The sequence below is a fragment of the Achromobacter sp. SIMBA_011 genome, from assembly GCF_046535435.1.
GTDB lineage: Bacteria > Pseudomonadota > Gammaproteobacteria > Burkholderiales > Burkholderiaceae_B > Achromobacter > Achromobacter dolens.
In genome coordinates this window covers 644,890-670,489 of record NZ_JAWRWN010000001.1, presented here as the reverse complement: position 1 = coordinate 670,489, position 25,600 = coordinate 644,890, and the positions used below count along the sequence as shown (strand labels likewise).

Here is a 25,600-nt window from a genome sequence, read left to right as displayed (position 1 = left end):
AAAGGGTTAACGCCGCCGGACCAGGCTGCGGGCGGCTGACAGAACCGAGTCGGTCAAAGCTTCCATGGCCTCGGAGTTTACCCGCCAATGCTGCCAATACAGGGGCACATCCTCCCAGGCGCGGCCCCGCAGCAGCACCAGATGACCTGCGTCAAGATGTTCCTGCACCAGCGGCAGCGGATTCATCGTCCAGCCCAGCCCGCCCAGCGTAGCCTGCACGAAGGCGCGCGTGGACGGCACCCACCAGACCGGCGGCTGCCACGGCGCCGGGTCGGAGATCTTGTGGGCGAAGCGGGCCTGCAAGGCGTCCTTGCGGTTGAACACCAGCACTGGCGCCTGCGCCAGCGTCTGCGCGTTCACGCCTTGCGCGAAGTAGCGTTTGTGGAAAGCCGGCGTGCACGTCGCTACGTAGCGCATGCTGCCCAGCGCATGGATGCGGCAGCCCTGCACCGGATCGGCCAGCGTCGTCACCGCGCCCAGCACCGAGCCGTTGCGCAGCAGCGCGGCGGTGTGGTCCTGGTCTTCGGACTGCATGTCGAGCGTGGCGCGGGTGCGGTTGGAAAACTGCAGCGCCGCGTCGACGAACCAGGTCTCCAGGCTGTCGTGGTTGACGGCGATGGGGATGCTGGCGTGCGGCACATCGTCGTCCGCCACGCCCAGCCGGTTCAGCGCGTCGTGCTCCAGCAGCGCGGTCTGCTCGGCCAATTGCACCAGTACCTGACCGTCGGCGGTGGCGGCGGCCGGCACGGTGCGCTGGACCAGCAGCCGGCCCATGCGGTCTTCGAGCGCCTTGATCCGCTGCGACACCGCCGACGGCGTCACGCTCAACGCCAGCGCGGCCCGTTCGAAACTGCCTTCGCGCACCACCGCGGCCAGGGCGCGCAGGTTGCCATGATCGATTTTCATTGGATTAGTTTTGCTTAATATAGTGAAGGAAAATTAGCTGTATTTCATATTGGCGGCAAGCGAAAATGTTGCATTGCCGGCATGCGCAACGCTGCCGGCCCGGTATTCAAGCGCCGCCACAAGGCGTTGCAGTCAAAAGGTTCGCAGTCATGTTCGCCACGTTGTCCTCCCCCCTCTTCCTCACCGCCTGGGCCAGCGGCACGGCCACCGGGCTGGGCCTGTTCGCCGTCGTCGGCGCGCAGAGCGCATTCATCCTGCGCCAGGGATTGATGCGCGCGCACCTGCTGTCGGTGGTCGCCATCTGCGCCCTGATCGACGCCATCTTCATCTTCGCCAGCGTCTCGGGCCTGCAGGCCCTGACCGCCTGGTTCCCGTGGCTGACCACCGCGGTGCTGTGGTTCGGCGTGGCGTTCCTGTCCTGGTACGCGCTGCAATCGGCGCGCCGCGCCTGGACCGCCACCGGCGGCCTGGCCGCCGCGCGCGACGTGGTGCCCTCGCGCCGCGCCGCGATGCTGGGCGCGCTGGGCTTTTCGCTGCTGAACCCGCATTTCTGGCTCGACATGGTGGTGGTGGGCTCGCTGGCCCACGGCTTCGAGGACGCCCGTATGGCGTTCGCCGCCGGCGCCTTCACCGCCAGCCTGCTGTGGCTGGCCGTGCTGGGCATCGGCTCGCGCCTGTTCGCGCGCTTTTTCGCCAGCGCCTCGGCCTGGCGCGTGCTGGACGGCGTCATCGCCGTGGTCATGGCCGGCCTGGCGATCAGCCTGGCGGTCAAGGGCGTCTGACGGCCATGCCCGATACCGCCGCCTGTCCTGCTGGCCCCGCCCACCCGGGGCCGGCGCGCTACACCGCCACCTTCATCTTCGCCAAGAAGCAGTTCGACGACGACTTCCACCGGCTCGACCAGGCCATCGCCACGGCGGCGCGGACCACTCCGGGCTACCTGGGCGAGGAAGCCTGGGAAGATCCCGCGCGCGGCCTGTACGCCAATGTCTACTACTGGGAATCGCTTGAAGCCCTGGAAGCCCTGATCCGCCACCCCGCCCACCAGCAGGCCAAGGCCGCGCAGTCGCGCTGGCTGGACGGCTACCGGGTGATCATCGCCCAGGTGCTTAGGGAATACGGGGACGGACTGCCCGGTCCAGCACTTTTATAATCGCCGGGTTGCCACTCTTTCGTCGGGCGCATGGCCGGCCCGCCAGACGATCATGCGCGGACCCTCCCCTTCCAAAGACGTGCGCCTGCCGCCGCTGGCCGCCATCCAGGCCTTCGAGGCGGCCGCCCGGCTCGGTTCGTTCGAGCGCGCCAGCGAAGAACTCTTCGTCACCGCCAGCGCCATCGGCAAGCGCATCGCCGCGCTGGAAGCGCAGCTCGACGTCACCCTGTTCATCCGCAGCAGCCGAGGCGCCACCCTGAGCGCCGCCGGGCGCGAATACCTGGAGCAGGTGCGCACCGCGCTCGACCTGCTGTCGGACGCCTCGCTGCACAAGCGCGGCGAACCCAAGCTCGAGCCCCTGCGGGTCGTTTCCACGCCCACCTTCGCCCGCCAGGTGCTGATCCCCGCGCTGCCCGGTTTCACCGCCGCCCATCCGGACGTCGAGCTGGAGATCATGCTGTCGATTCCCTACCTGGACATCACGCCGCCAAACGCCGATGTCTGGATCCGCTTCGGCAGCGGCAAATACCCCGGCCTGCATGCCCGGCCGCTGACCACCGACCCGGTGTTCGCCGTGTGCTCGCCGGCCTATCGCGACGCCCACGGCCCGTTCGACCGTCCCCAGGACCTGGCGCGCGCCGCGCTGCTGCGCTGCCCGATGGAACCCTGGCGTCCATGGCTGGCCGCGGCGGGATTGGACTGGCCCGAGCCCGCCCGCGGCGTCTGGCTGGTCGACCTGGGCATGATGCTGGCGGCGGCCCGCGCCGGCCAGGGCATCGCCTTGACCCGCCGCACCCTCGCCGCCGAATGGCTCGATGAAGGCAAATTGCTGCGCGTGCTCGACATCGAAACACCGGGTGAATCCCAGTACCACCTGTGCACCGAAATCTCGCGCCCGCCCGGCGGCGCGGCCCAAGCGTTTTCCCTATGGCTGGCCGAGGTCTGCGAACGCGCATCCCAATGGCCGCGCGGCCTGCCGGCCAAGCCGGAATAAATTTCCAGCCCCGGGCGGAAGGAAATTCCGCGCACCCTGGCGCATCGCTGGCTAGGATGCGCCGAATATGGCCGCGCGCGACAGGCTGGCGTCGCGTCTCGGCGTTGCCGGATCTTTTTCCATCGCATGCTGCATCGCAGCGCCCGAATCCGGCGCCCGTGCGCCCGTACTAGGTATTTACGCGGAAAAACCCCGCGCGGTCAGATTCGCGTAAGCGATTAAGCAGACAGTCACAACACGCAACACAGGAGCGCGCCACCAACCTCTTTCCTCGCCGCCTGGCGCCGGCACACGGTTTTCCACGCAGTTCTACTAATTACAACGGAGACATCCATGGATTTTCGTTTGAAGCTGCTTGCAGGAACCCTTGCTTTTGCCGTATCGGCCGCGGGCTACGCCGCCGACCCCATCAAGATCGGCGTGGCCGGTCCCTACACCGGAGGCTCGTCCTCCATGGGCGTCAGCATGCGCGACGGCGTGCGCCTGGCCATCGAGGAAATCAACAAGAGCGGCGGCGTGCTCGGCCGGCAACTGGTCGCGGTGGAGCGCGACGACGAAGCCAAGAACGAACGCGGCGTGCAGATCGCCCAGGAGCTGATCAACAAGGAACAGGTCACGGCCACGGTCGGCTACATCAATACCGGCGTGGCGCTGGCCTCGCAGCGCTTCTATCAGGACGCCAAGATTCCGGTGTTCAACAACGTCGCCACCGGCAGCGTCATCACGCACCAGTTCAAGGCGCCGGAATACCCGGACAACTACGTGTTCCGCAACGCGGCGCACGACAGCATCCAGGCGCCGATGATCGTCGAAGAAGCCATCACGCGCCGCGGCTTCAAGAAGGTCGCGATCCTGGCCGACTCGACCAACTACGGCCAGCTCGGCCGCGAGGACCTGGAAAAGGCCCTGGACGCCAAGGGCATCAAGCCGGTGGCCGTCGAGAAGTTCAACATCAAGGACGTCGACATGACGGCCCAGTTGCTCAAGGCCAAGGCCGCGGGCGCAGAAGCCGTGCTGACCTACGGCATCGGCCCCGAGCTGGCGCAGATCGCCAACGGCATGGCCAAGCTGGGCTGGAAGGTGCCGATCATCGGTAGCTGGACGCTGTCGATGGCCAACTACATCGACAACTCCGGCGCCAATGGCGAAGGCGCGCGCATGCCGCAGACCTTCATCCAGGACCCGGACACGCCCAAGCGCAAGGCGTTCATCGACGCCTACCTGGCCAAGTTCAAGCCCAAGAACAACCGCATCGACTCGCCGGTGTCGGCAGCCCAGGGCTATGACTCGATCTTCCTGCTGGCCGCGGCCATCAAGCAGGCCAACTCCACGGATGGCCCGAAGATCCGCGAGGCGCTCGAAAACCTGCAGACGCCCGTCGAAGGCGTGGTGATGACCTACAACAAGCCCTTCACCCACGACAACCACGACGCGATTACCGCCAAGGAAGTGGTCATCGGCGAGGTCAAGGGCGGCCGCGTGGTCAAGGCCAACTAAGTTCGTCCGCAGCAATGCGGCGGCGGCTGCCCGGCCGCCGCCGCCGGCGTCCCCGTGCGCGGGGCGCCGGCATGCAGTCGCCTGACAACAGCGTTCTGCCCAAGGGGGTTGGGACGGAACACAGCGCCTCACGACACATACCATGATTCTTCTACAGCTTATCTATAGCGGTATCGCGCTAGGCATGATCTATGCCGTCATCGCGTTCGGATACCAGCTCACCTTCGCCACATCCGGCACCCTGAACTTCGGCCAGGGCGAAGCCCTGATGCTGGGCGCGCTGGTCGGGCTCACGCTGGTCGGACTGGGCGTGAACTACTGGGTCATGATCCCCATCGTCTGCATCTTCGGCTTCGCGCAAGGCGTGCTGGTCGAACGCGTCGGCGTGCGGCCCGCCATCAAGACGCGGTCGGAGTTCGGCTGGATCATGGCCACCATCGCGCTGGGCATCATCTTCAAGAACGTGGCCGAGAATGTCTGGGGCCGCGACGACCTGCGCTTTCCCTCGCCGCTGCCCGAGGCGCCGATCCAGGTGCTGGGCGCCAACGTGCTGCCGATGGAGCTATTGGTGGTGTTCGGCGCGCTGGCGATGATGCTGCTGGTGGAAGTGTTCAACCGCAAATCCATCTACGGCAAGGCCTTCGTCGCCACCTCCAATGACCGCGACGCCGCCGGCCTGATGGGCATCAACACCGGCATGGTGATCACGTTTTCGTATGCCCTGTCGTCGCTGACCGCCGCCTTCGCGGGCGTGCTGGTGGCGCCGCTGACGCTGACCGGCGCCACCATGGGCGCGGTGCTGGGCCTGAAGGCCTTCGCGGTCGCCATCATCGGCGGCCTGTCCAGCGGCATGGGCGTGGTGGTGGGCGGCCTGATCCTGGGGATCGCCGAAACCACCACCGGTTTCTATCTTTCGACGGGGTACAAAGACGTGCCGGGACTGGTCCTGCTGCTGCTCGTACTGACCTTCAAGCCCGCCGGCCTGTTCGGCAAGACCGCGATCAAGAAGGTGTAATCGATGAAACCCCTGCACCTTCTGCTATCCATCGTGGCCGTGGCCTGCCTGGCCGCCGTGCCGCTGGGCGTGACCAACACATACTACCTGCACCTGATCGAAACCATCATGATCTATTCGATCCTGCTGTTCGGGCTCGATATCGTGGTGGGCTATACCGGCCAGGTGTCGCTGGGCCACGCCGGCCTGTTCGGCATCGGCTCGTATGTGGCCGGCGTGCTGTTCTTCCACCTGCAGATGCCGATCTGGGTCACGCTGCCGGCGGCCATCCTGATCGCGGCGGCGTTCGGCGCGGTGCTGGCGCTGCCGGCGCTGCGGGTCACCGGCCCGTATCTGGCGATGGTGACGCTGGCGTTCGGCACCATCATCCAGATCCTGATCAACGAGATGACCTTCATGACCGAAGGCCCCCTCGGCATCAAGATCCCCAAGCCGTCGATCGGCGGGCACATCCTGACCAAGAGCGAGTACTTCTGGCTGGTGGCGGCGTTGCTGGTGCTGTCGCTGATCGTGGTGCACCGCATCCTCAAGTCGCACCTGGGCCGCTCGTTCGAGGCCCTGCGGGACAGCCCGATCGCATCGGACTGCATGGGCGTGTCGGTCTACCGGCACAAGGTGTTCGCCTTCGTCATCAGCGCCGGCTTCGCCGGCCTGGCGGGCGCGTTGTACTCGTATTCCGAGCAGTACATCTCGCCCAACACCTACAACTTCGAGCTGACCATCCTGTTCCTGCTGGCCATCATCATGGGCGGACGCAAGAGCCGCACCGGCGCGCTGCTGGGCGCGTCGATCATCGTGCTGCTGCCCAAGATGCTGGACGACATCGGCACCTTCCGCCTGATCGCGCTGGGCGTGGCGATCCTGGTGACGGTGGGCAGCGCCATCGCCATCTCCAAGGGCCGCACCGAGGCCCGCCGCGTGGCGGTGCCGGTGGTCGGCACCATCCTGCTGGCGATCTTCTCTTACTGGCTGGACGCGGTGACCGACTGGCGCCTGACGATCTTCGGCGCCATGATCCTGTTCGTCGTGTACTACCTGCCCGACGGCATTGTCGGCTTCGTGCGCAACCTGTTCTTCTCGACCCGCCGCGCGGCGCTGTCGGTCAAGAAGGACCTGGTCAAGGAGCAGGAGGCAGTCGCGCCCGAAAGCGCGCGCGGCCAGGGCGAGACCCTGTTGGCGGCCAAGCAGGTGCTGATGCAGTTCGGCGGCCTGAAGGCGCTCAACCAGGTCGACCTGACCATCAAGCGCGGCACCATCCACGGGCTGATCGGCCCGAACGGCTCGGGCAAGAGCACCATGATGAACGTGCTGACCGGCATCTACGTGCCGACGGCCGGCTCGGTGGAGTTCTCGGGCAAGTCGCTGGTGGGGCTGGCGCCGGCCGACATCGCCGCATCGGGCATCGCCCGCACGTTCCAGAACGTGCAACTGTTCGGCGAAATGACGGCGCTGGAGAACGTGCTGGTGGGCCTGCACCATACGTTCACCACCGGGCTGGCGGGCATCGCGCTGCGCACGTCCAAGTGGAAGGGCGAGGAGCAAGGCGCCCGCGCCCGCGCGCTGGCGCTGCTGGAGTTCGTCGGGCTGGACAGCATGGCCAACGAGGAGGCGCGCAACCTGCCCTACGGCAAGCAGCGGTTGCTGGAGATCGCCCGCGCGCTGGCGCTGGATCCGCAATTGCTGCTGCTGGATGAGCCGGCGGCCGGCCTGACGGCGCCCGACATCGTCGAGCTGCTGGCCATCATCCGCAAGGTGCGCGACCACGGCATCACGCTGATCCTGATCGAGCACCACATGGATGTGGTGATGGGAGTGTGCGACACCGTGTCGGTGCTGGACTTCGGCCAGAAGATCGCCGAGGGGCTGCCCAACGAAGTGCAGAGCAACGCCAAGGTTATCGAGGCGTATCTGGGCGGCGCGCCCGCCTGACGCCAAGGACGACAACATGCTATCGATCAAGAATCTGGAAGCGGGCTACGGGAAGGTGAAGGTGCTGCACGGCATCAGCATGGAGGTCCCGAAGGCCAAGGTGGTGACGCTGATCGGCTCGAACGGGGCCGGCAAGACGACGACGATGCGGGCGCTGTCGGGGATGATCCGGCCGACCGCGGGCGAAGTGACGCTGGGCGGCAAGCGCATCGACGGGCTGGAGTCGCATCGGATCGCGCGGCTGGGGTTGGCGCATTCGCCGGAAGGACGGCGGGTGTTTCCTACGCTTTCCGTCACCGACAATCTGCTGCTGGGCGCATTTCCCCGGTTGACGGGGAGCCGGCCCAAGGGCGACGTGCAGGCGGACCTGGGGCGGGCGATGGATCTGTTTCCTCGGCTGAAGGAACGGCGCGATCAGTTGGCGGGAACGCTGTCTGGCGGCGAGCAGCAGATGCTGGCGATGGCGCGGGCGGTGATGCTGAATCCGGAGCTGGTATTGCTGGATGAGCCGTCGATGGGGTTGGCGCCGATCCTGGTGGAGGAGGTTTTCCGGATCATTGCGCGGCTCAAGGATGAAGGGGTGACGATGTTGCTGGTCGAGCAGTTTGCGGCGGCGGCGTTGAATGTCGCGGATTATGGGTATGTGTTGGAGAATGGGCGGATTTCTGTGCATGGGAGTGCGGAGAAGTTGAAGCATGATCCGGCTGTGGTGGCGGCTTATCTTGGGGGGGCGCATTAGTTCTTTTGCGGTTGCGTGGGATTGAGTTCTTGAGACGCACGGCGGGGCGGCGGGCGGTGGCGGGCGGGGCTACGATTGCGGTCCGGAGCGTTCGCTCCGGACTGCCCCTGCGTCAACCTCGTACGCCTTCGGCTCCCTACGGTTTCCCTCGGGCGCATCTACACGCCCCGCCCGCCACCGCCCGCCACCCCACCGTGCTCGCGATTGCTTTGGTTCCTGCGTTGCAGTGACGGGTGGTGTGCTTGGCGTTTTTATGGCGCGAGTGCTTATCGCCGAAGATCTTGCGGGGCCCGCCCAAAGGCGGCCGCGCGGGCGGCCTTTTTGGGCTTACGCGCTGGTTTTGCGTTGGCGGATGACGCTGCGCGCGGGTGACGGACGGCTTAGTGGGCCGCCTGTTCTTGGGAGTGGGGCGGATGAAAAAAGGCAGGATTGCGCTTGGCGCAATCCTGCCTTTGCTTTTGGCGCGCGGGACGCGCGCTTTGCTTAGACGGTGATGGTCAGGGTGACGTCGATGTTGCCGCGGGTGGCGTTCGAGTAGGGGCAGACGATGTGGGCGGCGGCGACGAGTTTTTCGGCTTCGGCGCGGTCCATGCCGGGCAGCGAGATCTTCAGTTCGGCTTCGATGCCGAAACCGGTGGGGATGGGGCCGATGCCGACCGAGCCGTCGATGGTGGCGTTGGCGGGCATGGCGATCTTGTCGCGGCCGGCGACGAACTTCATGGCGCCCATGAAGCAGGCGGAGTAGCCGACGGCGAACAGTTGCTCGGGGTTGGTGCCGGCCGCGCCGGCGCCGCCCAGTTCCTTCGGGGTGGTCAGCTTGACGTTCAGGTTGCCGTCGCTGGAGACGCCAGTGCCTTCACGGCCGCCGGTGACGTGGGCGTGGGCGCGGTAGAGGACTTTTTCGATGGACATGGTGCTTTCCTTTTGGATGAAGGTGGGGGGACTGCCGGGCTGGCGGGACCGTTCCCGCTTCGACCCTTACTGAATTGATAGCGCACGATTACATCGCGCACTATTTATAACCGGGAATGACAGCGATTGCCATCATCCTCCGCAAAGACTGCGAATCAAAGACTGCTGACCAACTTTTCCCGCAATTCGTGCAACGACTTCATGGTGCCCTGCGCCTCTTCCAGCGAACACTGGGCCGCTGCGGCGATGGCGTGGGGCACGGCTTCGGCCTGGTTGCGCAGGTCGCGGCCCTGCCGGGTCAGGGTGACGATGACCTGGCGTTCGTCATCCTGCGCGCGGGTCCGGGTGACCAGGCCTGCCGCCTCCAGCCGCTTGAGCAGGGGCGTCAGGGTGGCCGAATCCAGGAACAGGCGTTCGCCGATGTCGGTGACCGTGATTGCGTCGCGTTCCCACAGCACCAGCATGACCAGGTACTGCGGATACGTCAGATCCAGGCCGCGCAGCAGCTTGCGGTACACCTTGTTCATCGCCAGGGAGGTCGAGTACAGGGCGAAACACAGTTGGCTATCTAGCAGCAGCGGGTTGAACGCGCTTTTGGGCTGGGATCTGGATTTCATTGTGCAATATTAAATAGCGCGCTATTTATCGTCAAGCACTTTTTTGGCTTTTGTATCCGCCATGGTAATTGGGCAGTTGGCGTCCCCTCGCCTGTTGCGCTGCGGCAGGGAGATCCCGTCGAAGAGGGGGACGGGGATCAGGCGACACCCCCAGCGCCTGCGCCCCGCGCCGTGTCGACCAAGGCTGGCGTCTCGGCCGCCGTTCAGGCGGCGTGCTCGCCTTCCAGCGCCCCGCGGTCGGAACCGTAGCGCTTCAAGCCGTCCAGGTCCAGCACCCGCACGGCGCCGTACTCGACATTCAGCAGGCCGGCCTCTTCCAGCTTGCGCAGCGCCTGGTTGGCGCGCTGGCGCGAGACTCGCGCGAGGTAACCGACCTCTTCCTGCGTGATCGTCAGGCGCATGCCCATGCCGGGGTACAGCAGCGGGTTGAACAGCTCGGCCAGGCAGCGCGCCACGCGCGCATCCGGATCGAGCAGACGGTCGTATTCGGCCTTGCCGATGAACTGGGCGACGCGTTCGTTCAACTGGTGCAGCAGGTAGCGGTTGAAGGGAATGCTGGTGTCCAGCAGCCAATCGAAAGTGGCTGCCGGCAGGCGCGCGACGACGGAATCGCGCAGCGCCACGATGTCGTACTTGCGGACTTCGCGCTTGAGCAGCGAACCCTCGCCGATCCAGCCGCCGGCGGGCACGCCGGTCAGCGATGCGACCTTGCCTTCGGCATTTCCCACCGACACCTTCACCAGGCCGGCCAGCACGCCGATCCAAGCCTGGGCGAGTTCGCCTTTGCGCTCTATGATCGACCCGGCGGCAACCTGCTGCACGGACAGGTCTCGCTCGACGCGCGCTTGCTGCTCGGCGTCGAGTACGCGAAACCAGGCCGCGGCCAGTTGCAGGGAGTCGGATAGCTGCATCGGGAATACCCTAAAAGTTCCTTGAATGTCGCGATGGTGACAGTTGGTAGCAACCCAACCTTATACCTTAACTCCTGCCGTAAATCTAAAACCAACTGGTCAAGCGCAACCGCTCGCGCGCCGCGTCTCGCGGCAACGGGCGCGATGTGCCCAAACCGGAGGAGACAACGTGGCACATTCATCGCCCGCATCCGCAACGATGCCGGCGGCGCTGGATACTTTTCCGGCGCTGCTGTTCGCGCATGCCGACGTACGCGGGTCGCGGCCCGCGATACGTGAGAAAGACCTGGGTATCTGGCAAACCCTTACCTGGTCGCAAGTGGCGGAGCACGTGCGCCAGGTCGCCCACGGGCTCGCATCGCTGGGCATCCAGCCCGGCATGCACGTGGCCGTGATCGGCGAGAACCGGCCGCGCCTGTACATGGCCATGATGGCCACGCAATCGCTCGGCGCCATCCCCGTGCCGCTCTACCAGGACGCCGTGGCCCAGGAAATGGTCTACGTCCTGCAGGACGCCGAGATCAGCGTCGCGGTGGTCGAGGACCAGGAGCAGGTCGACAAGATGCTGGAAGTGCGCGAGCAATGCCCCGCGCTCAAGCACGTGGTCTATGACGATCCGCGCGGCCTGCGCCACTACACCGATGCGATGCTGCTGTCGTACGACCGGCTCGAGGAGATTGGCCGCGAGTACGCCACGCAGCATCCCGACTTCTTCGCCCGCGCCGTGGCCGCGGTGCAGCCGCACGACGCGGCCGCGATGTTCTATACCTCCGGCACCACCGGCAAGCCCAAGGGCGTGGTGCTGACGCACCATGCGCTGATCGACCGCGCCCGGGCCGTGTCCGAGATGGAGAACCTGACCGACCGCGAGGACGTGCTGGCCTACCTGCCGCCGGCCTGGATCGGGCAGAACATGTTCTCGTACACGCAACTGCTGGTCACGGGCTTCACCGTGAACCATCCGGAGTCGCCCGATACCGTGTCGATCGACATGCGCGACATCGGCCCCACCTACTACTTCGCGCCGCCGCGCGTGCTGGAAGGCCTGCTGACCCATGTGATGATCCGCATGGAGGACGCCGGCTACCTCAAGCGCAAGCTGTTCCATGCCTGCATGAAGCTGGCGCGCCGCGTCGGCACCCGCATCCTGGATGGCGAATCGGTCAACGCCTGGGATCGCCTGCGCTACGCGCTGGGCAATGTGCTGATCTACGGTCCGCTGCGCAATGCGCTGGGCATGAGCCGCGTGCGAGTGGCCTACACCGCCGGCGAGGCGATTGGCCCCGACCTGTTCGTGTTCTATCGCTCCATCGGCATCAACCTCAAGCAGCTCTACGGCTCCACCGAAACCTCGGTATTCGTCTGCGTGCAGCCGGACGGCCAGGTGCGCGACGACACGGTCGGCCCGCCCGTGGCCGGCGTGGAGATCCGCGTGGCCGACAACGGCGAGATCCTGGTCAAGAGCCCCGGCCTGTTCAAGGAGTATTACCGCAACCCGGACGCCACGCAGGAAGCGCGCAGCGCCGACGGCTGGTTCCACACGGGCGACGCGGGATACCTGGACACCGACGGCCAGCTCAAGATCATCGACCGCGCCAAGGACGTCGGCAAGCTGGCCGACGGCAGCCTGTTCGCGCCCAAGTATCTCGAGAACAAGCTCAAGTTCTTCCCGCACATCAAGGAAGCGGTGGCGTTCGGCGCCGGCCGCCAGGACGTGTGCGCCTTCATCAACATCGACCTGGAAGCCGTGGGCAACTGGGCCGAGCGCCGCGGCCTGCCCTACGCCGGCTATACCGACCTGGCGGGCAAGGACGAGGTCTACCAGCTCATCGCCGATTGCGTCGAACAGGTCAATGCCGACCTGGCCACCGATCCGAAGCTGTCGGCCTCGCAGATCAGCCGCTTCCTGATCCTGCACAAGGAACTGGATCCGGATGACGACGAACTGACGCGCACCCGCAAGGTGCGGCGCGCCTTCATCGCGCAGAAGTACGGCGTGCTGATCGACGCCCTGTTCGAAGGCAAGCAGTCCCAGTACATCGAAACCGAAGTGAAGTTCGAGGACGGCCGCAGCGGCAAGATCGCCGCCGACCTGAAGATCCGCCCGGTCAAGACGTTCCCCGCCATCACCGCCCGAGCCGCGTAGAGACCATGAGCAACAACGACCGCGACCAGCGCATCGGCGACGTGATGCTGGACATGCAGAACATCTCGCTGTCCTTCGGCGGCGTCAAGGCGCTGACGGACATTTCCTTCAATGTGCGCGAGCATGAGATCCGCGCCATCATCGGCCCCAACGGCGCGGGCAAGAGTTCGATGCTGAACGTCATCAACGGCGTCTACACGCCGCAGCAGGGCGGCATCGCCTTCCGCGGCGAGCGCTTTTCGCGCATGAATCCGCGCCGCGCCGCCGAAATGGGTATCGCGCGCACCTTCCAGAACCTGGCCCTGTTCAAGGGCATGAGCGTGCTGGACAACATCATGACCGGCCGCAACCTGCGCATGAAGTGCGGGCTGCTGGCGCAGGCCTTCCGCCTGGGCGCCGCCGAACGCGAAGAGATCGAGCACCGCCAGTTCGTCGAGAACATCATCGACTTCCTCGAGATCCAGGCGTATCGCAAGACGCCCGTGGGGCGCCTGCCCTACGGCCTGCAAAAGCGCGTCGACCTGGGCCGCGCGCTCGCCATGGAACCACGCCTGCTGCTGCTGGACGAGCCGATGGCCGGCATGAACATCGAGGAGAAGCAGGACATGAGCCGCTTCATCCTCGACGTGAACGACGAATTCGGCACCACCATCGTGCTGATCGAGCACGACATGGGCGTGGTCATGGACATCTCCGACCGCGTGGTGGTGCTGGACTACGGCAAGAAGATCGGCGACGGCAAGCCCGATGAGGTGCGCGCCAACGAAGACGTCATCCGAGCGTACCTTGGCGTCGGCGGCGAAGCCGCCGTCACCCAGGACGCCGAAGCGCAGGCAACAGCCCCCGCCCCTAACCCTCCCCCCGAGGGGAAGGGAGAAAACTCACTGGCTGCACGGACTTAAGGGGCGAATGATGGGATTTTTTCTGGAAACCTTGTTCGGCGGCCTGATGAGCGGCATGCTGTACGCCCTGATCGGCCTGGGCTTCGTGCTGATCTTCAAGGCGTCGGGCGTGTTCAACTTCGCGCAGGGCGCCATGGTGCTGGTGGCGGCGCTGTCGATGGCGCGCTTCTCGGAGTGGATACCGCGCTGGTTCGGCTTCGAAAACATGATCCTGGCCAACGTGCTGGCGTTCATCGTCAGCGCCATCCTCATGTTCCTGCTGGCCGTGGCGATCGAGCGCTTCGTGCTGCGCCACCTGGTCAACCAGGAGGCCACCACCCTGCTCATGGCCACCCTGGGCATCAGCTATTTCCTCGACGGCCTGGGCCAGATCTCCTTCGGCAGCTCGGTCTATTCCATCAACGTCGGCATGCCGAAGGATCCGTTGATGATCCTGGACTCGGTGTTCGAAGGCGGCCTGCTCATCAACCTCGAAGACCTGACCGCCGCCGTCATCGCCGCGCTGCTGGTGGCCGCGCTGGCGCTGTTCTTCCAGTTCACCTCCACCGGCCGCGCGCTGCGCGCCGTGGCGGACGACCACCAGGCGGCGCAGTCCATCGGCATTCCGCTGAACCGCATCTGGGTCATCGTCTGGAGCGTGGCCGGCCTGGTGGCGCTGGTGGCCGGCATCATCTGGGGTTCCAAGTTCGGCGTGCAGTTCACGCTCTCGACCGCGGCGCTGCGGGCGCTGCCGGTGGTGATCCTGGGCGGCCTGACCTCGGTGCCGGGCGCCATTCTCGGCGGCCTGATCATCGGCGTGGGCGAAAAGCTGTCCGAAGTCTACCTGGGGTCGCTGGTGGGCGGCGGCATCGAAATCTGGTTCGCCTATGTGCTGGCGCTGGTGTTCCTGCTGTTCCGTCCGCAAGGGCTGTTCGGCGAGAAGATCATCGACCGCGTCTGACCACGGCCTTCTAGGATAAAAACATGTTCTATCGCGAAAACGGCCAATTCAAGACCAGCTATCGCGCCGACCAGCAGATCTTCCCGATCCGCCAGGACCGCGTCTTCATCTGGCTGTTGCTGGCGGTGGCGTTCATCGCCATCCCGGCGCTGTCCAGCGACTATCTGCTGCGCGCCATCCTGATCCCGTTCCTGATCCTGTCGCTGGCCGCCGTCGGCCTGAACATCCTGGTGGGCTATTGCGGCCAGATCTCGCTGGGCACGGGCGCCTTCATGGCGGTGGGCGCGTATGCCGCCTGGAACTTCGGCGTGCGCTTTCCCGGCATGCCGCTGATCGTCCAGATCCTGCTGGGCGGGTGCTTCGCCACCATCGTCGGCGTGATCTTCGGCATTCCCAGCCTGCGCATCCGCGGCCTGTACCTGGCCGTGGCCACGCTGGCGGCGCAGTTCTTCGTCGACTGGGCGTTCCTGCGCATCCCGTTCTTCACCAACTACTCGTCGTCGGGCAACGTCTCGGTGCCGCCGCTGACCGCCTTCGGCCTGCCGGTGCAGAGCGCGCTGGAAAAGTACCTGTTCGTGCTGATCCTGGTGGTGATCTTCAGCCTGCTGGCCAAGAACCTGGTGCGCGGCGCCATCGGCCGCCAGTGGATGGCGATCCGCGACATGGACGTGGCCGCCTCGGTCATCGGCATCCGCCCGATGTACGCCAAGCTCACCGCGTTCGCGGTCAGCTCGTTCATCGTCGGCGTGGCCGGCGCGCTGTGGGGCTACATCCACCTGGGCTCGTGGGAGCCGCTGGCCTTCGACCTGACGCGTTCGTTCCAGTTGCTGTTCATGGTCATCATTGGCGGCCTGGGCTCCATCATCGGCAGCTTCTTTGGCGCGGCCTTCATCGTGCTGGTGCCGGTGGCGCTGACCAACGTGCCGCACATGCTGGGCCTGTCGCTGTCGGTGGACACCGCCGCGCACGTCGAGCACATGGTGTTCGGCGCGCTGATCGTGTTCTTCCTGATCGCCGAGCCGCACGGGCTGGCGCGGTTGTGGAGCATCGGCAAGGAGAAACTTCGCATCTGGCCGTTCCCCCACTAATGATGGGCCCACCCCCGAAAGCGCCTGCGGCGCTTCCCCCCTCAAGGGGGCGCCGCTGGGGACCGGCAAAGCCGGATCCGCCGCGGCCCGGACGGTGCGGCTCCCGTTGTGATCATCGTCGGTAGTAGCGGTATCCGCGCCACGACCGACATCCTGAATACCCGGCTCCAGACCGGGCCAACCCCGGTGTCCGAGGGTTTATGACCCAAACACCACGCAGGAGGTAAATGGAGATGAAGCGTCTTAACCTGAAGTTGGCGGCAGCCTTGGTGGCCGCAGCCGGCGCCGTGGGCGCCGTGGCCACGCCGGCAATGGCGGCGGAAGAGCAGTTCGTTCCGTTGCTGGTGTACCGGACTGGGTCGTTCGCGCCGCTGGGCATTCCCTGGGCCGACGGCAAGCTGGACTACCTGAAGCTGGTCAACGAACGCGACGGCGGTGTCAACGGCGTCAAGATCACCTACGAGGAATGCGAAACCGCCTACGCCACCGACCGCGGCGTCGAGTGCTACGAACGCCTGAAGGGCAAGGGCACCGGCGCGTCGGGCTTCGACACGCAATCGACCGGCATCACCTTCGCCGTCAGCGACAAGGCCATGGTGGACAAGGTGCCGGTCGAGACGATGGGCTACGGCCTGTCGCAATCGGTCGACGGCAGCGTGTTCGAGTGGAACTTCCCGCTGCTGGGCACCTACTGGACCGCCGCCGACGTGATGATCCAGGACATCGCCAAGAAAGAAGGCGGCATGGACAAGCTCAAGGGCAAGAAGATCGCCCTGGTCTACCACGACTCGCCCTACGGCAAGGAACCGATCCCGCTGCTGCAGAAGCGCGCCGCCAAGGAAGGCTTCGAGCTGCTGCTGTATCCAGTGACCGCCCCCGGCGTGGAACAGAAGTCCACCTGGCTGCAGATCCGCCAGGCGCGCCCGGCCTATGTGCTGCTGTGGAGCGCGGGCATCATGACGCCCACCGCCATCCGCGAAGCGCAGGCCAGCGGCTACCCGCGCGACAAGATGTACGCGATCTGGTGGGCCGGCTCCGAAGGCGACGTCAAGGATCTGGGCGATGTCGCCAAGGGCTACAACGCCATCACCATCCACAACAGCGGCGCCGACCACGACAAGGTCTATGACGATCTGAAGAAGTACGTCTACGACAAGGGCCAGGGTTCGGACAAGACGGGCAAGACCACGCTCGGCACCATCGCCCACACCCGCGGCATGATGATCTCGATGCTGCAGGTCGAGGCGATCCGCACCGCGCAGGAAAAGTTCGGCAAGGGCAAGGCGCTCACGCCCGACCAGGTGCGCTGGGGCTTCGAGAACCTGAACCTGACGCAGGAACGCCTGAACCAGCTCGGCTTCGGCCAGATCATGCGCCCGGTCAAGACCTCGTGCAGCAACCACAAGGGCGACGACTGGGCCCGTATCGTGCAGTGGGACGGCGCCAAGTTCAAGGTCGTCTCGGATTGGTACCAGGCCGACAAGACCCTGCTGGACCCGATGGTGAAGGAAGCCGCGGCGAAGTACGCCAAGGAAAAGAACATCACGCCCCGCACTTGCGAGAACTGATGTGAACCGGCGGCCGGCGCCCCACGGCGTCGGCCGCCACCAAGCCGCAGGAACCGCCATGACCGCAGCAACGACTACCGCTACTACCGCCGACACCCCCAAGGTACTGCTCGATGTGAACGGCATCGAGGTGATCTACAACCACGTCATCCTGGTGCTCAAGGGCGTGTCCCTGCAGGTGCCGGAAGGCCGGATCGTGGCCCTGCTGGGCGCCAACGGCGCCGGCAAGACCACCACGTTGCGCGCCATCTCGAACCTCCTCAAGGGCGAGCGCGGCGACGTCACCAAGGGCCACATCCAGTACCGCGACCAGCGCATCGAAAAGCTGTCGCCGGCCGAACTGGTCAAGCGCGGCGTGGTGCAGGTGATGGAGGGCCGCCATTGCTTCGCCCACCTCACCATCGAAGAGAACCTGCTGACGGGCGCCTACACGCGCGACCTCAGCCGCGGCGACACCAGCGCGGCGCTGGAGCGTGTCTATCAGTATTTTCCGCGCCTGAAGCAGCGCCGCGCCAGCCAGGCCGGCTACACCTCGGGCGGCGAACAACAGATGACCGCCATCGGGCGCGCGCTGATGGCCAACCCCAACATGATCCTGCTGGACGAGCCGTCCATGGGACTGGCGCCGCAGATCGTCGAGGAGATCTTCGAGATCGTGCGCGACCTGAACCAGCGCGAGCGCGTCAGCTTCCTGCTGGCCGAGCAGAACACCAACATCGCGCTGCGCTATGCCGACTACGGCTACATCCTGGAGAACGGCCGCGTGATGATGGACGGCGCCGCGCAGGACCTGGCCCAGAACGAGGACGTGAAAGAGTTCTACCTGGGCATTTCCAGCGGCGAGCGCAAGAGTTTCCGCGACAACAAGTTCTACCGCCGCCGCAAACGCTGGCTGGCCTGATCCCTGGAGCGGCGACGCCGGCGCGGTCCGGCTCGCCGCCGGCAACGACACCGCAGTACGGCACACGAGAGGGTGCGATCCCATGTCCGAGTTTTTCGATGTCCTGGAAACCCGAGCGCCCGAGCAACGCGAGCGCGACCTGATGGCGGCCCTGCCCGACGCCATCGCCCGCGCCATCGCCCGCGCGCCGGCCATTGCCGAGCAACTGCGCGGCATCGACCCCGCCGCGGTCACCTCGCGCGCCGCGCTGGCGCGCCTGCCGGTGCTGCGCAAGCACGAGCTGCTGGAACGCCAGCAGCACAGCCGCGAACAGGCCGCGCAACCGGCCGGACCGCAAAAGGCTTTCGGCGGCTTCTCGGCCATCGGCTGGGGCGAAGCCATGCGCGTGTTCGCCTCGCCCGGCCCGATCTATGAACCTGAAAGCGCCCGCGCCGACTACTGGCGCTTTGCCCGCGCGCTGTACGCCGCAGGCTTTCGCGCCGGCGAGTTGGCCTACAACTGCTTTTCCTATCACTTCACGCCAGCCGGCTCGATGATGGAGACCGCCGCGCACGCCGTCGGCTGCACCGTGTTCCCCGGCGGCACCGGCCAGACCGAACAGCAGGTGCGCGCCATCCAGGACCTGGCGCCCAGCGGCTACACCGGCACGCCCAGCTTCCTGAAGATCATCCTGGAAAAGGCCGACGAGCTCGGCGTGAAGCTGGATTCGCTGCGCCGCGCCCTGGTGTCCGGCGAGGCCTTCCCGCCGTCGCTGCGCGACTGGCTGGCCGCGCGCGGCATCGAGGGCTACCAGGCCTACGGCAGCGCCGACCTGGGCATGATCGCGTTCGAGACGCCGGCGCGCCAGGGCCTGGTGCTGGGCGAGGACATCATCGTCGAAATCGTGCGCCCCGGCACCGGCGAACCGGTGCCCGATGGCGAAGTGGGCGAAGTCGTGGTCACCACGCTGAACCCCGACTACCCGCTGGTGCGATTCGGCACCGGCGACCTGTCGGCGGTGATGCCGGGCATCTCGCCCTGCGGCCGCACCAACACCCGCATCAAGGGCTGGATGGGACGCGCCGACCAGACCACCAAGGTGCGAGGCATGTTCGTGCATCCCTCGCAGGTGGCCGACGTGGTGCGCCGCCACCCGGAAATCCTGCGGGCACGCCTGGTGATCAGCGGCACCACCGGGTCGGACAAAATGGTGCTGCGCGTGGAATCACGCGTGCGCGGCGAAGACCTCGGCGCCCGCATCGCCGAATCAGTGCGCGACGTGACCAAGCTGCGCAGCGACGTCGAATGGGCCGAGGCCGGCTCCCTGCCGAACGACGGCAAGGTCATCGACGACATCCGCACCTACGAATAGCAAGGATAAGAAGCAGAAAGGCGCGCGCCCGGGACCGGCACAGCCCGGGCGCGGCATCGCCGCCGGCAACGGCAGGCTCAATTGCCCAGCGGACGGGCCAGCCACTCGCGGCCCTTGAGCATGCCGTTCCAGTAGATCCACGGCAGCATCGTCGCCTTCAGGAACCAGGCGCTCTTGCGCGGCACGGTCGGGTCCAGCGGGAAGGTGGGCAGCAGCTTGCCGCCATAGCCGAACTCGGCCAGCACGATGCGGCCGCGCTCGACCGTCAGCGGGCACGAGCCATAGCCATCGTACGTGACCGGCAGCGCATGCCCTTCGCGCACCGCCAGCAGGTTCTCGGCCACCGTGACGATCTGCTTGCGCGCCGCCGCCGCGGTCTTGGCGTTGGTGGTGCTGATGCCATCGCCCAGCCCGAAGATGTTGTCGTAGCGCACATGGCGCAGCGTGGCCGGATCGACCTCGCACCAGCCGGCCGCATCGGCCAGCGCGCTCTGGCGCAGAAATTCGTGCGGCACCTGCGGCGGCACCGCGTGCAGCATGTCGAATGACTTCTCGACACGGGTCACCGCCCCCTCGGCGTCCTTGACGTCGAACCAGGCCTTGCGCGCCGGGCCGTCCACCGCCCCCAGCGCCGAATTGAACGCCAGCGAAATGCCGTAGCTTTCCACATAGCGCATCAGCGGCGGCACGAAGGTCGGCACGCCGAACAGCACCGCGCCGGCCAGGTCGAATTCCACCTCGATGCGATCCAGCACGCCGCTGCGGCGCCAGTGGTCGCACGCCAGGTACATGGCCTTCTGCGGCGCGCCGGCGCACTTGATCGGCATGGCCGGCTGCGTGAACAGCGCCTTGCCGCCCTTCAGGCCGCGCACCAGCTCCCAGGTGTAGGGCGCCAGGTCGAAGCGGTAGTTGGAACTGACGCCATTGCGGCCCAGCGTTTCCGACAGGCCCTCGACCTTGTCCCAGGCCAGGCGCAGGCCCGGGCACACGATCAATTGCTGGTAGCTGACCGCGCTGCCATCGGCCAGCCGGACCTGGTTGGCCTCGGGTTCGAAACCGGCCGCCGCGACCTGCAGCCAGGTGGCGCGGCCCGGCATCACCGCCCTTGTCGGCCGCACGGTCTTGGTCACATCGAACGCGCCGCCGCCGACCAGCGTCCAGGCCGGCTGGTAGTAGTGCTTGTCGCTGGGTTCGATGACCGCGATGCGCAGGTCCGGACGGCGGCGCAGCAGGCTGGCGGTCACGCCGATGCCCGCCGAACCGCCTCCGACCACCACCACGTCGAAATCGCGCCGCGCCTGTGCTGCCGTCTGCATGCTCGTCTCCCTGCTATCGACCGGTCCGGGACGGCCGGTTCGTCATATATTGAATTGCCGAGTACAGCGCCATGCCGGCCACCATGGCCGCCACGAAGATCAGTGCCTCCCGCACGCCGGCCGCCGCCGCCACCAGCGCCGGGCCGGGGCAGAAACCCGCCAGCCCCCAGCCCGCGCCGAACGCCAGGCTGCCCAACGCCAGCCGCGGATCGATACGCGTGGCCGTGGGCCAATGCAGCGGCTCGCCGGACAGGCTGGCACGGCGACGGCGCAACCAGGCAAAGCCCGCTGCCGTCACGGCCAGCGCACCGCCCATCACCAACGCCAGCGAAGGATCCCAGCTTCCCGCCAGGTCCAGGAAGCCCAACACCTTGGCGGGGTTGGCCATGCCGGAAACGAGCAGTCCCAGCCCGAACACCAATCCCGAGAGAAACGCGAACAAGGCCACCATGTCAGCCTCCGATCAGGTGCCGCGCGACATACACGGTGGCAAACCCCGCCGCCATGAAGAGCGCCGTCGCCGCCAGGGAACGGCGCGAGCCGCGCGCCAGCCCGCAGACGCCGTGGCCGCTGGTGCACCCCGACGCGAAACGCGTGCCGATGCCAACCAGCAGGCCGGCCGCGATCAGCCTTGCATTGCCCGCTTCCACCACGATCGGCGGCAGCGCGCTGCCCCACCGATACAACCAGGGAGACAGGCACAACCCCAGCAGGAACGCCAGGCGCCAGCCGGCATTTCGATCAGGCGGCAACAGCCCGCCGAGGATGCCGCTGATGCCGGCGATGCGGCCCGCGCCCAGCATCATGAGAACGGCGGCCACGCCAATGACCGCGCCGCCGCCGAGCGCGCTTGCGGGCGTGAAGGCGGACAGGTCGATCATGACGCGAGCGCCGCCATGGCACGGCCGCAATACAGGCTGGACAGCGTCTTCATGACCTGGTTGACCTCGAAACTGGCCAGTTGGTAGTACACGTACTTGCCCTGGCGCCGGGTGCTCACCAGGCCCTCATCGCGCAGCACGCCCAGTTGCTGCGACAGCGTCGGCTGGCGGATGCCGGTCAGGGATTCCAGTTCGCCGACGTTGCGCTCGCCCTGCACCAGTTGGCACAGCAGCAGCAGCCGGTCTTCGTTGGCCAGCGCCTTGAGCAGCGCGCAGGCCTGGGAGGCGGATTCGCGCAGCGCGGCGACCTCGCAATCGTTCAGGGCAGTCAGCATTTGATGGGGGTCAATCGGCGGAAAAGAGTTTGATCATTATATTGACCGATAAACTATCCAACAATATTATTGAAAAATATATATTGTTCTGCGCACACCCTCCTCTGCTCCAGGCGCCCCCATGAACCCGCATATCCAGGCCTTCTTCGACCCGGCCACCGCCACCGTTACCTATGTGGTGCACGAGCCCGCATCCGGCGGCGCCTGTGCCATCATCGATTCGGTGCTCGATTACGACCCCAAGTCCGGCCGCACCAGCACCGTCAGCGCCGACCGGGTAGCCGCCTACGTCCGCGAACGCGGCCTGCGCACCGACTGGCTGCTCGAGACCCACGCGCACGCCGATCACCTGTCGGCCGCGCCCTACCTGCAGCGCCAGTTGGGCGGCGTCATCGCCATCGGCCAGAGCATCCGCACCGTGCAGGGCGTGTTCAAGAAGATCTTCAACCTCGAGCCGCAGTTTCAGCTCGACGGCTCGCAGTTCGGCCGCCTGTTCGCCGATGGCGAAACCTTCCAGATCGGCGCCCTCACGGCGAGCGCCATGCACGTACCCGGCCATACGCCGGCCGACATGGCCTACCGCATCGGCGACGCCGTCTTCGTCGGCGACACGCTGTTCATGCCGGACGTCGGCACCGCGCGCTGCGACTTTCCCGGCGGCGACGCCCACCAGTTGTACCGCTCCATCCGGCACCTGCTGAGCCTGCCGGACGACACCCGCCTCTACATGTGCCACGACTATCCGCCCGCCGGCCGCGAGGCCGCGTGGCAGACCACCGTGGCCGAACAGCGCCGCGCCAACATCCACGTGCGCGACGGCATCGGCGAAGACGACTTCGTCGCCATGCGCACGCGGCGCGACGCCACCCTGTCCATGCCCACGCTGATCCTGCCCGCCATCCAGGTCAATATCCGCGCCGGCCATTTCCCGCCGCCGGAAGACAACGGCGTGCGCTACCTGAAGATCCCCGTCGACGCCCTCTAGCCAGCGCCCGCAAGGTTCCCGCGGCGGCGCACTTGCGCGCCGCCGGGATATCCCGCAAGATCGGCCGGTCACAAGATCGCCGATCCCACGGAACCCCCATGTTCGCCGAAGCCGAAGCCGACCCCGTTCTGTCCAAGGAAGCCTTCAAGCCGCTGGAAGCCCGGCTGCGCGTCGCGCTGCTGAACGCGCAGTACCAGCGCCTGCAGAAGGCCGAGAAATCCCTGCTGGTGGTGGTGGCCGGCATCGACGGCGCCGGCAAGGGCGCCACGATCAACCTGCTCAACGAATGGATGGACCCGCGCCACATCAGGACGCTGGCCTATGGTCCTCCGGAAGGCGACGAGCTCGAGCGTCCGCCCATGTGGCGCTACTGGAAAGATCTGCCACCCAAGGGCAGCACGGGCATCGTCTTTGGCTCCTGGTACACGCCGCTGATCCGCGAAGCCGCGCGCAAACACCCCAATCAGGACAGCATCGAGGCGCAGTCGGTCGCCATCCGCCGCTTCGAGGCAATGCTGGCCGCCGAGGGGGTGCAGATCCTCAAGCTCTGGTTCCACCTGTCATCGGAGGCCCAGCAGGCGCGGGCCAAGCGTCTGCTGGCCAGCCCCGAGACCTCCTGGCAGGTGAGCCCGATCGACCTCAAGGTGCACAAGAAATATGACCGCATCCGCAACAGCGGCCAGGTCGTCATCAACCACACCGACAGCGGCCATGCGCCGTGGGTGGTGATCCCCAGCGCCGACGAGAACATGCGCGCCGCGCGCACCGCCGAGGCCGTGCTGGCCGCCATGCGCCAGAACCGCGTGCCGCGCATCCCGGCGTCGTTCGTGGCCCACACCGGTCCGGCCCGCATCCTCGACCGGCTCGGCCAACTGGACTACGACGCCAAGCTCGACCGTGACGACTACGAATCCGAACTGGGACTGCTGCAGGGCCGGCTGGCGCGCGCGGCCCGTTCCAGGAAATTCCAGGAACGTTCGCTGGTGTTGGTGTTCGAAGGCCAGGACGCCGCCGGCAAGGGCGGCGCCATCCGCCGCATCACCCACGCGCTCGATGCGCGCCAGTTCGACATCACCCCGGTGGCCGCGCCCAACAGCTACGAGTTGTCCCGCCCTTACCTGTGGCGCTTCTGGCGCCACGTGCCGCGCCAGGGGCGCATCGCCATCTTCGACCGCTCCTGGTACGGCCGGGTGCTGGTCGAGCGAGTCGAGAAAATCACCCCGCCCGCCCACTGGCGCCGCGCCTACGCCGAGATCAACGACTTCGAGGCGCAACTGGCCGGCAGCGGCGCGCTGGTGCTGAAATTCTGGCTGGCGATCACCGCCGACGTCCAGCTCGAACGCTTCAAGGACCGCGAGAAATCGCCCTTCAAGAACTTCAAGATCACGCCCGACGACTGGCGCAACCGCGACAAATGGAAGGAATACGCCGCGGCCACCAACGAAATGCTGGCGCGCACCGATGTCAAGCATGCGCCGTGGCACCTGGTGTCGGCCAATGACAAGCGCTACGCTCGCCTTCAAGTGCTGCGACATATCGTCGAAGCCCTGGAAAACCAACTCTGACCCGCAGGAGACCTTGCCCATGAGCTCGGCTGAAATCCGTCCCGTCGTCGCCGCCGATTTTGATGTCTGGCTGCCCCTCTGGAAGGGGTATCAGGACTTCTACCGCGTCGACATCGCCGACGCCGTCACGCGCAACACCTGGGCCCGTTTCCTCGATCCGGCCGAGCCGGTGAATGCCGCGCTGGCCTACGACGGCGGCCGCGCGGTCGGAATGGTCCATTGGATCTTCCACCGCTCGACCTGGACGGCGGGCGACTACTGCTATCTGCAGGACCTTTACGTCGATCCGGAAACCCGCGGCACCGGCGCCGGCCGCAAGCTGATCGAACACGTCTATGCGCAAGCGGCCGCCGCCAACTGCGCCCGTGTCTACTGGCTGACCCACGAGACCAACGCCACCGCGATGCAGCTATACGACCGCATCGCCGACCGTTCCGGCTTCATCCAATACCGCAAGGTGCTGCCTTGAGCGCGCGCGACCCCGACTGTCCGCTGTGCCAGACCGACGGCGGCACCTTGCTGTGGCGCGGCCCGCACCTGCGCCTGATCGAGGTGGACGACCCCGACTACCCCGGCTTCACCCGCGTCATCTGGAACGCCCACCTGGCCGAGATGACCAGCCTGTCGACCCACGGCCGCGACCTGCTGATGCGCGCGGTGTACGTGGTCGAGGAAGCGCAGCAATCGATCCTGGCGCCCGACAAGATCAACCTGGCCTCGCTCGGCAACATGGTGCCGCACCTGCACTGGCACGTGATTCCGCGCTGGCGCGGCGACCGCCATTTCCCCGACCCGATCTGGGCGTCGCCGCGCATCGCCGCCGGCGCCGAGCCGGCCGAATGGTCCGAACGCCAGGCGCGCGTGCGAGCACTGCTGCCGCGCTATCGCAACCGGCTGGTCGAGGCCATGAACGCGTTGCTGTGGCATTGAATTGTCGAGGCGATCACGC

Annotated in this window: 26 protein-coding genes; 18 read left to right on the top strand and 8 right to left on the bottom strand. The window is 66.5% G+C overall.

Features of this window, described 5'->3' with window-relative positions; genetic code table 11:
- Nucleotides 1–6: 6 nt before the first annotated feature.
- Nucleotides 7–906 (bottom strand): LysR family transcriptional regulator ArgP, encoded by a 900-nt coding sequence (locus SB816_RS03150; protein ID WP_064528424.1) that lies wholly within the window; start codon nucleotides 904–906, stop codon nucleotides 7–9.
- 149 nt (nucleotides 907–1,055) lie between these two features.
- On the opposite strand from SB816_RS03150, the gene SB816_RS03145 reads away from it, so the two are divergent.
- The 7 genes from SB816_RS03145 to SB816_RS03115 all read left to right on the top strand — a co-directional run bounded on the left by SB816_RS03145 (nucleotide 1,056) and on the right by SB816_RS03115 (nucleotide 8,233).
- Nucleotides 1,056–1,688 (top strand): LysE/ArgO family amino acid transporter, encoded by a 633-nt coding sequence (locus SB816_RS03145; RefSeq protein WP_054500373.1) that lies wholly within the window; start codon nucleotides 1,056–1,058, stop codon nucleotides 1,686–1,688.
- Between the two features lie 5 nt (nucleotides 1,689–1,693).
- Nucleotides 1,694–2,059: an antibiotic biosynthesis monooxygenase family protein gene (locus tag SB816_RS03140; protein WP_064528422.1), complete on the top strand. Its 366-nt coding sequence runs from the start codon at nucleotides 1,694–1,696 to the stop codon at nucleotides 2,057–2,059.
- A 52-nt stretch (nucleotides 2,060–2,111) separates the two neighbouring features.
- Nucleotides 2,112–3,053: a LysR substrate-binding domain-containing protein gene (locus tag SB816_RS03135; RefSeq protein WP_063569609.1), complete on the top strand. Its 942-nt coding sequence runs from the start codon at nucleotides 2,112–2,114 to the stop codon at nucleotides 3,051–3,053.
- 333 nt (nucleotides 3,054–3,386) lie between these two features.
- Nucleotides 3,387–4,550 carry an ABC transporter substrate-binding protein gene (locus SB816_RS03130; protein ID WP_049076952.1) on the top strand — a complete coding sequence of 388 codons (1,164 nt, stop codon included), beginning with the start codon at nucleotides 3,387–3,389 and terminating at the stop codon, nucleotides 4,548–4,550.
- 142 nt (nucleotides 4,551–4,692) lie between these two features.
- A complete protein-coding gene (locus SB816_RS03125; RefSeq protein ID WP_049076953.1) occupies nucleotides 4,693–5,565 on the top strand; it encodes a branched-chain amino acid ABC transporter permease in 873 nt (290 codons plus the stop codon).
- 3 nt (nucleotides 5,566–5,568) lie between these two features.
- Entirely contained in the window at nucleotides 5,569–7,494 is a 1,926-nt protein-coding gene (locus SB816_RS03120) for a branched-chain amino acid ABC transporter ATP-binding protein/permease (protein WP_054500370.1), read from the top strand.
- A 16-nt stretch (nucleotides 7,495–7,510) separates the two neighbouring features.
- The gene (locus tag SB816_RS03115; RefSeq protein WP_175168403.1) at nucleotides 7,511–8,233 is read left to right on the top strand and encodes an ABC transporter ATP-binding protein; all 723 of its coding nucleotides are present in this window, start codon (nucleotides 7,511–7,513) and stop codon (nucleotides 8,231–8,233) included.
- A 483-nt stretch (nucleotides 8,234–8,716) separates the two neighbouring features.
- Here SB816_RS03115 and SB816_RS03110 read toward each other — a convergent pair whose 3' ends face one another.
- The 3 genes from SB816_RS03110 to SB816_RS03100 all read right to left on the bottom strand — a co-directional run bounded on the left by SB816_RS03110 (nucleotide 8,717) and on the right by SB816_RS03100 (nucleotide 10,673).
- The gene (locus SB816_RS03110; RefSeq protein ID WP_024070675.1) at nucleotides 8,717–9,145 is read right to left on the bottom strand and encodes an organic hydroperoxide resistance protein; all 429 of its coding nucleotides are present in this window, start codon (nucleotides 9,143–9,145) and stop codon (nucleotides 8,717–8,719) included.
- A 155-nt stretch (nucleotides 9,146–9,300) separates the two neighbouring features.
- Complete coding sequence (locus tag SB816_RS03105; RefSeq protein ID WP_054500368.1) at nucleotides 9,301–9,762, bottom strand: MarR family winged helix-turn-helix transcriptional regulator; 462 nt, start codon at nucleotides 9,760–9,762, stop codon at nucleotides 9,301–9,303.
- Between the two features lie 203 nt (nucleotides 9,763–9,965).
- Complete coding sequence (locus tag SB816_RS03100; protein WP_054419840.1) at nucleotides 9,966–10,673, bottom strand: Crp/Fnr family transcriptional regulator; 708 nt, start codon at nucleotides 10,671–10,673, stop codon at nucleotides 9,966–9,968.
- Nucleotides 10,674–10,842: 169 nt separating this feature from the next.
- Here SB816_RS03100 and SB816_RS03095 point away from each other — a divergent pair, with 169 nt between their 5' ends.
- From SB816_RS03095 to SB816_RS03065, 7 genes are all read left to right on the top strand, one after another.
- The gene (locus tag SB816_RS03095) at nucleotides 10,843–12,819 is read left to right on the top strand and encodes an AMP-dependent synthetase/ligase (protein WP_410546491.1); all 1,977 of its coding nucleotides are present in this window, start codon (nucleotides 10,843–10,845) and stop codon (nucleotides 12,817–12,819) included.
- 5 nt (nucleotides 12,820–12,824) lie between these two features.
- Complete coding sequence (locus SB816_RS03090; protein ID WP_054419837.1) at nucleotides 12,825–13,721, top strand: ABC transporter ATP-binding protein; 897 nt, start codon at nucleotides 12,825–12,827, stop codon at nucleotides 13,719–13,721.
- Between the two features lie 10 nt (nucleotides 13,722–13,731).
- Nucleotides 13,732–14,661 carry a branched-chain amino acid ABC transporter permease gene (locus SB816_RS03085; protein ID WP_049078187.1) on the top strand — a complete coding sequence of 310 codons (930 nt, stop codon included), beginning with the start codon at nucleotides 13,732–13,734 and terminating at the stop codon, nucleotides 14,659–14,661.
- A gap of 23 nt (nucleotides 14,662–14,684) precedes the next feature.
- Nucleotides 14,685–15,749, top strand: coding sequence for a branched-chain amino acid ABC transporter permease (locus tag SB816_RS03080; RefSeq protein WP_049076964.1), 1,065 nt, complete (start codon nucleotides 14,685–14,687; stop codon nucleotides 15,747–15,749).
- Between the two features lie 227 nt (nucleotides 15,750–15,976).
- Nucleotides 15,977–17,317 (top strand): ABC transporter substrate-binding protein, encoded by a 1,341-nt coding sequence (locus SB816_RS03075; RefSeq protein WP_080977525.1) that lies wholly within the window; start codon nucleotides 15,977–15,979, stop codon nucleotides 17,315–17,317.
- Between the two features lie 58 nt (nucleotides 17,318–17,375).
- Nucleotides 17,376–18,218: an ABC transporter ATP-binding protein gene (locus SB816_RS03070; RefSeq protein WP_049076966.1), complete on the top strand. Its 843-nt coding sequence runs from the start codon at nucleotides 17,376–17,378 to the stop codon at nucleotides 18,216–18,218.
- A gap of 82 nt (nucleotides 18,219–18,300) precedes the next feature.
- Nucleotides 18,301–19,569: a phenylacetate--CoA ligase family protein gene (locus tag SB816_RS03065; RefSeq protein WP_410546490.1), complete on the top strand. Its 1,269-nt coding sequence runs from the start codon at nucleotides 18,301–18,303 to the stop codon at nucleotides 19,567–19,569.
- A 77-nt stretch (nucleotides 19,570–19,646) separates the two neighbouring features.
- Here the strand turns inward: SB816_RS03065 and SB816_RS03060 are convergent, their stop codons facing one another.
- Genes SB816_RS03060 through SB816_RS03045 form a run of 4 tightly spaced genes read right to left on the bottom strand, consistent with a single transcriptional unit; the run spans nucleotide 19,647 to nucleotide 22,101 of the window.
- Nucleotides 19,647–20,885: an FAD/NAD(P)-binding oxidoreductase gene (locus SB816_RS03060; protein WP_410546489.1), complete on the bottom strand. Its 1,239-nt coding sequence runs from the start codon at nucleotides 20,883–20,885 to the stop codon at nucleotides 19,647–19,649.
- Between the two features lie 13 nt (nucleotides 20,886–20,898).
- Nucleotides 20,899–21,336, bottom strand: a complete 438-nt coding sequence (locus tag SB816_RS03055) for a YeeE/YedE family protein (protein WP_054500364.1) — start codon at nucleotides 21,334–21,336, stop codon at nucleotides 20,899–20,901.
- A 1-nt stretch (nucleotide 21,337) separates the two neighbouring features.
- Nucleotides 21,338–21,766, bottom strand: coding sequence for a YeeE/YedE family protein (locus SB816_RS03050; protein ID WP_064527756.1), 429 nt, complete (start codon nucleotides 21,764–21,766; stop codon nucleotides 21,338–21,340).
- A complete protein-coding gene (locus SB816_RS03045) occupies nucleotides 21,763–22,101 on the bottom strand; it encodes an ArsR/SmtB family transcription factor (protein ID WP_006389825.1) in 339 nt (112 codons plus the stop codon). Before SB816_RS03045 ends, SB816_RS03050 begins: the two co-directional genes overlap by 4 nt.
- A 121-nt stretch (nucleotides 22,102–22,222) precedes the next feature.
- Here SB816_RS03045 and SB816_RS03040 point away from each other — a divergent pair, with 121 nt between their 5' ends.
- The 4 genes from SB816_RS03040 to SB816_RS03025 all read left to right on the top strand — a co-directional run bounded on the left by SB816_RS03040 (nucleotide 22,223) and on the right by SB816_RS03025 (nucleotide 25,581).
- Nucleotides 22,223–23,086, top strand: coding sequence for an MBL fold metallo-hydrolase (locus SB816_RS03040; RefSeq protein WP_410546488.1), 864 nt, complete (start codon nucleotides 22,223–22,225; stop codon nucleotides 23,084–23,086).
- Between the two features lie 98 nt (nucleotides 23,087–23,184).
- Entirely contained in the window at nucleotides 23,185–24,651 is a 1,467-nt protein-coding gene (gene pap / locus SB816_RS03035) for a polyphosphate:AMP phosphotransferase (RefSeq protein ID WP_054500361.1), read from the top strand.
- Nucleotides 24,652–24,670: 19 nt separating this feature from the next.
- Nucleotides 24,671–25,120 (top strand): GNAT family N-acetyltransferase, encoded by a 450-nt coding sequence (locus SB816_RS03030; RefSeq protein WP_054500360.1) that lies wholly within the window; start codon nucleotides 24,671–24,673, stop codon nucleotides 25,118–25,120.
- On the top strand, nucleotides 25,117–25,581 hold the full coding sequence (locus tag SB816_RS03025; protein ID WP_054500359.1) for an HIT family protein: 465 nt from the start codon (nucleotides 25,117–25,119) through the stop codon (nucleotides 25,579–25,581). Before SB816_RS03030 ends, SB816_RS03025 begins: the two co-directional genes overlap by 4 nt.
- The last annotated feature ends 19 nt before the right edge of the window (nucleotides 25,582–25,600 follow it).

Coding starts and splice junctions, on each gene's coding strand:
- SB816_RS03150 (WP_064528424.1), bottom strand. CDS start 906: ATGAAAATCGATCATGGCAACCTGCGCGCCCTGGCCGCGGTGGTGCGC.
- SB816_RS03145 (WP_054500373.1), top strand. CDS start 1,056: ATGTTCGCCACGTTGTCCTCCCCCCTCTTCCTCACCGCCTGGGCCAGC.
- SB816_RS03140 (WP_064528422.1), top strand. CDS start 1,694: ATGCCCGATACCGCCGCCTGTCCTGCTGGCCCCGCCCACCCGGGGCCG.
- SB816_RS03135 (WP_063569609.1), top strand. CDS start 2,112: ATGCGCGGACCCTCCCCTTCCAAAGACGTGCGCCTGCCGCCGCTGGCC.
- SB816_RS03130 (WP_049076952.1), top strand. CDS start 3,387: ATGGATTTTCGTTTGAAGCTGCTTGCAGGAACCCTTGCTTTTGCCGTA.
- SB816_RS03125 (WP_049076953.1), top strand. CDS start 4,693: ATGATTCTTCTACAGCTTATCTATAGCGGTATCGCGCTAGGCATGATC.
- SB816_RS03120 (WP_054500370.1), top strand. CDS start 5,569: ATGAAACCCCTGCACCTTCTGCTATCCATCGTGGCCGTGGCCTGCCTG.
- SB816_RS03115 (WP_175168403.1), top strand. CDS start 7,511: ATGCTATCGATCAAGAATCTGGAAGCGGGCTACGGGAAGGTGAAGGTG.
- SB816_RS03110 (WP_024070675.1), bottom strand. CDS start 9,145: ATGTCCATCGAAAAAGTCCTCTACCGCGCCCACGCCCACGTCACCGGC.
- SB816_RS03105 (WP_054500368.1), bottom strand. CDS start 9,762: ATGAAATCCAGATCCCAGCCCAAAAGCGCGTTCAACCCGCTGCTGCTA.
- SB816_RS03100 (WP_054419840.1), bottom strand. CDS start 10,673: ATGCAGCTATCCGACTCCCTGCAACTGGCCGCGGCCTGGTTTCGCGTA.
- SB816_RS03090 (WP_054419837.1), top strand. CDS start 12,825: ATGAGCAACAACGACCGCGACCAGCGCATCGGCGACGTGATGCTGGAC.
- SB816_RS03085 (WP_049078187.1), top strand. CDS start 13,732: ATGGGATTTTTTCTGGAAACCTTGTTCGGCGGCCTGATGAGCGGCATG.
- SB816_RS03080 (WP_049076964.1), top strand. CDS start 14,685: ATGTTCTATCGCGAAAACGGCCAATTCAAGACCAGCTATCGCGCCGAC.
- SB816_RS03075 (WP_080977525.1), top strand. CDS start 15,977: ATGGAGATGAAGCGTCTTAACCTGAAGTTGGCGGCAGCCTTGGTGGCC.
- SB816_RS03070 (WP_049076966.1), top strand. CDS start 17,376: ATGACCGCAGCAACGACTACCGCTACTACCGCCGACACCCCCAAGGTA.
- SB816_RS03065 (WP_410546490.1), top strand. CDS start 18,301: ATGTCCGAGTTTTTCGATGTCCTGGAAACCCGAGCGCCCGAGCAACGC.
- SB816_RS03060 (WP_410546489.1), bottom strand. CDS start 20,885: ATGCAGACGGCAGCACAGGCGCGGCGCGATTTCGACGTGGTGGTGGTC.
- SB816_RS03055 (WP_054500364.1), bottom strand. CDS start 21,336: ATGGTGGCCTTGTTCGCGTTTCTCTCGGGATTGGTGTTCGGGCTGGGA.
- SB816_RS03050 (WP_064527756.1), bottom strand. CDS start 21,766: ATGATCGACCTGTCCGCCTTCACGCCCGCAAGCGCGCTCGGCGGCGGC.
- SB816_RS03045 (WP_006389825.1), bottom strand. CDS start 22,101: ATGCTGACTGCCCTGAACGATTGCGAGGTCGCCGCGCTGCGCGAATCC.
- SB816_RS03040 (WP_410546488.1), top strand. CDS start 22,223: ATGAACCCGCATATCCAGGCCTTCTTCGACCCGGCCACCGCCACCGTT.
- pap (WP_054500361.1), top strand. CDS start 23,185: ATGTTCGCCGAAGCCGAAGCCGACCCCGTTCTGTCCAAGGAAGCCTTC.
- SB816_RS03030 (WP_054500360.1), top strand. CDS start 24,671: ATGAGCTCGGCTGAAATCCGTCCCGTCGTCGCCGCCGATTTTGATGTC.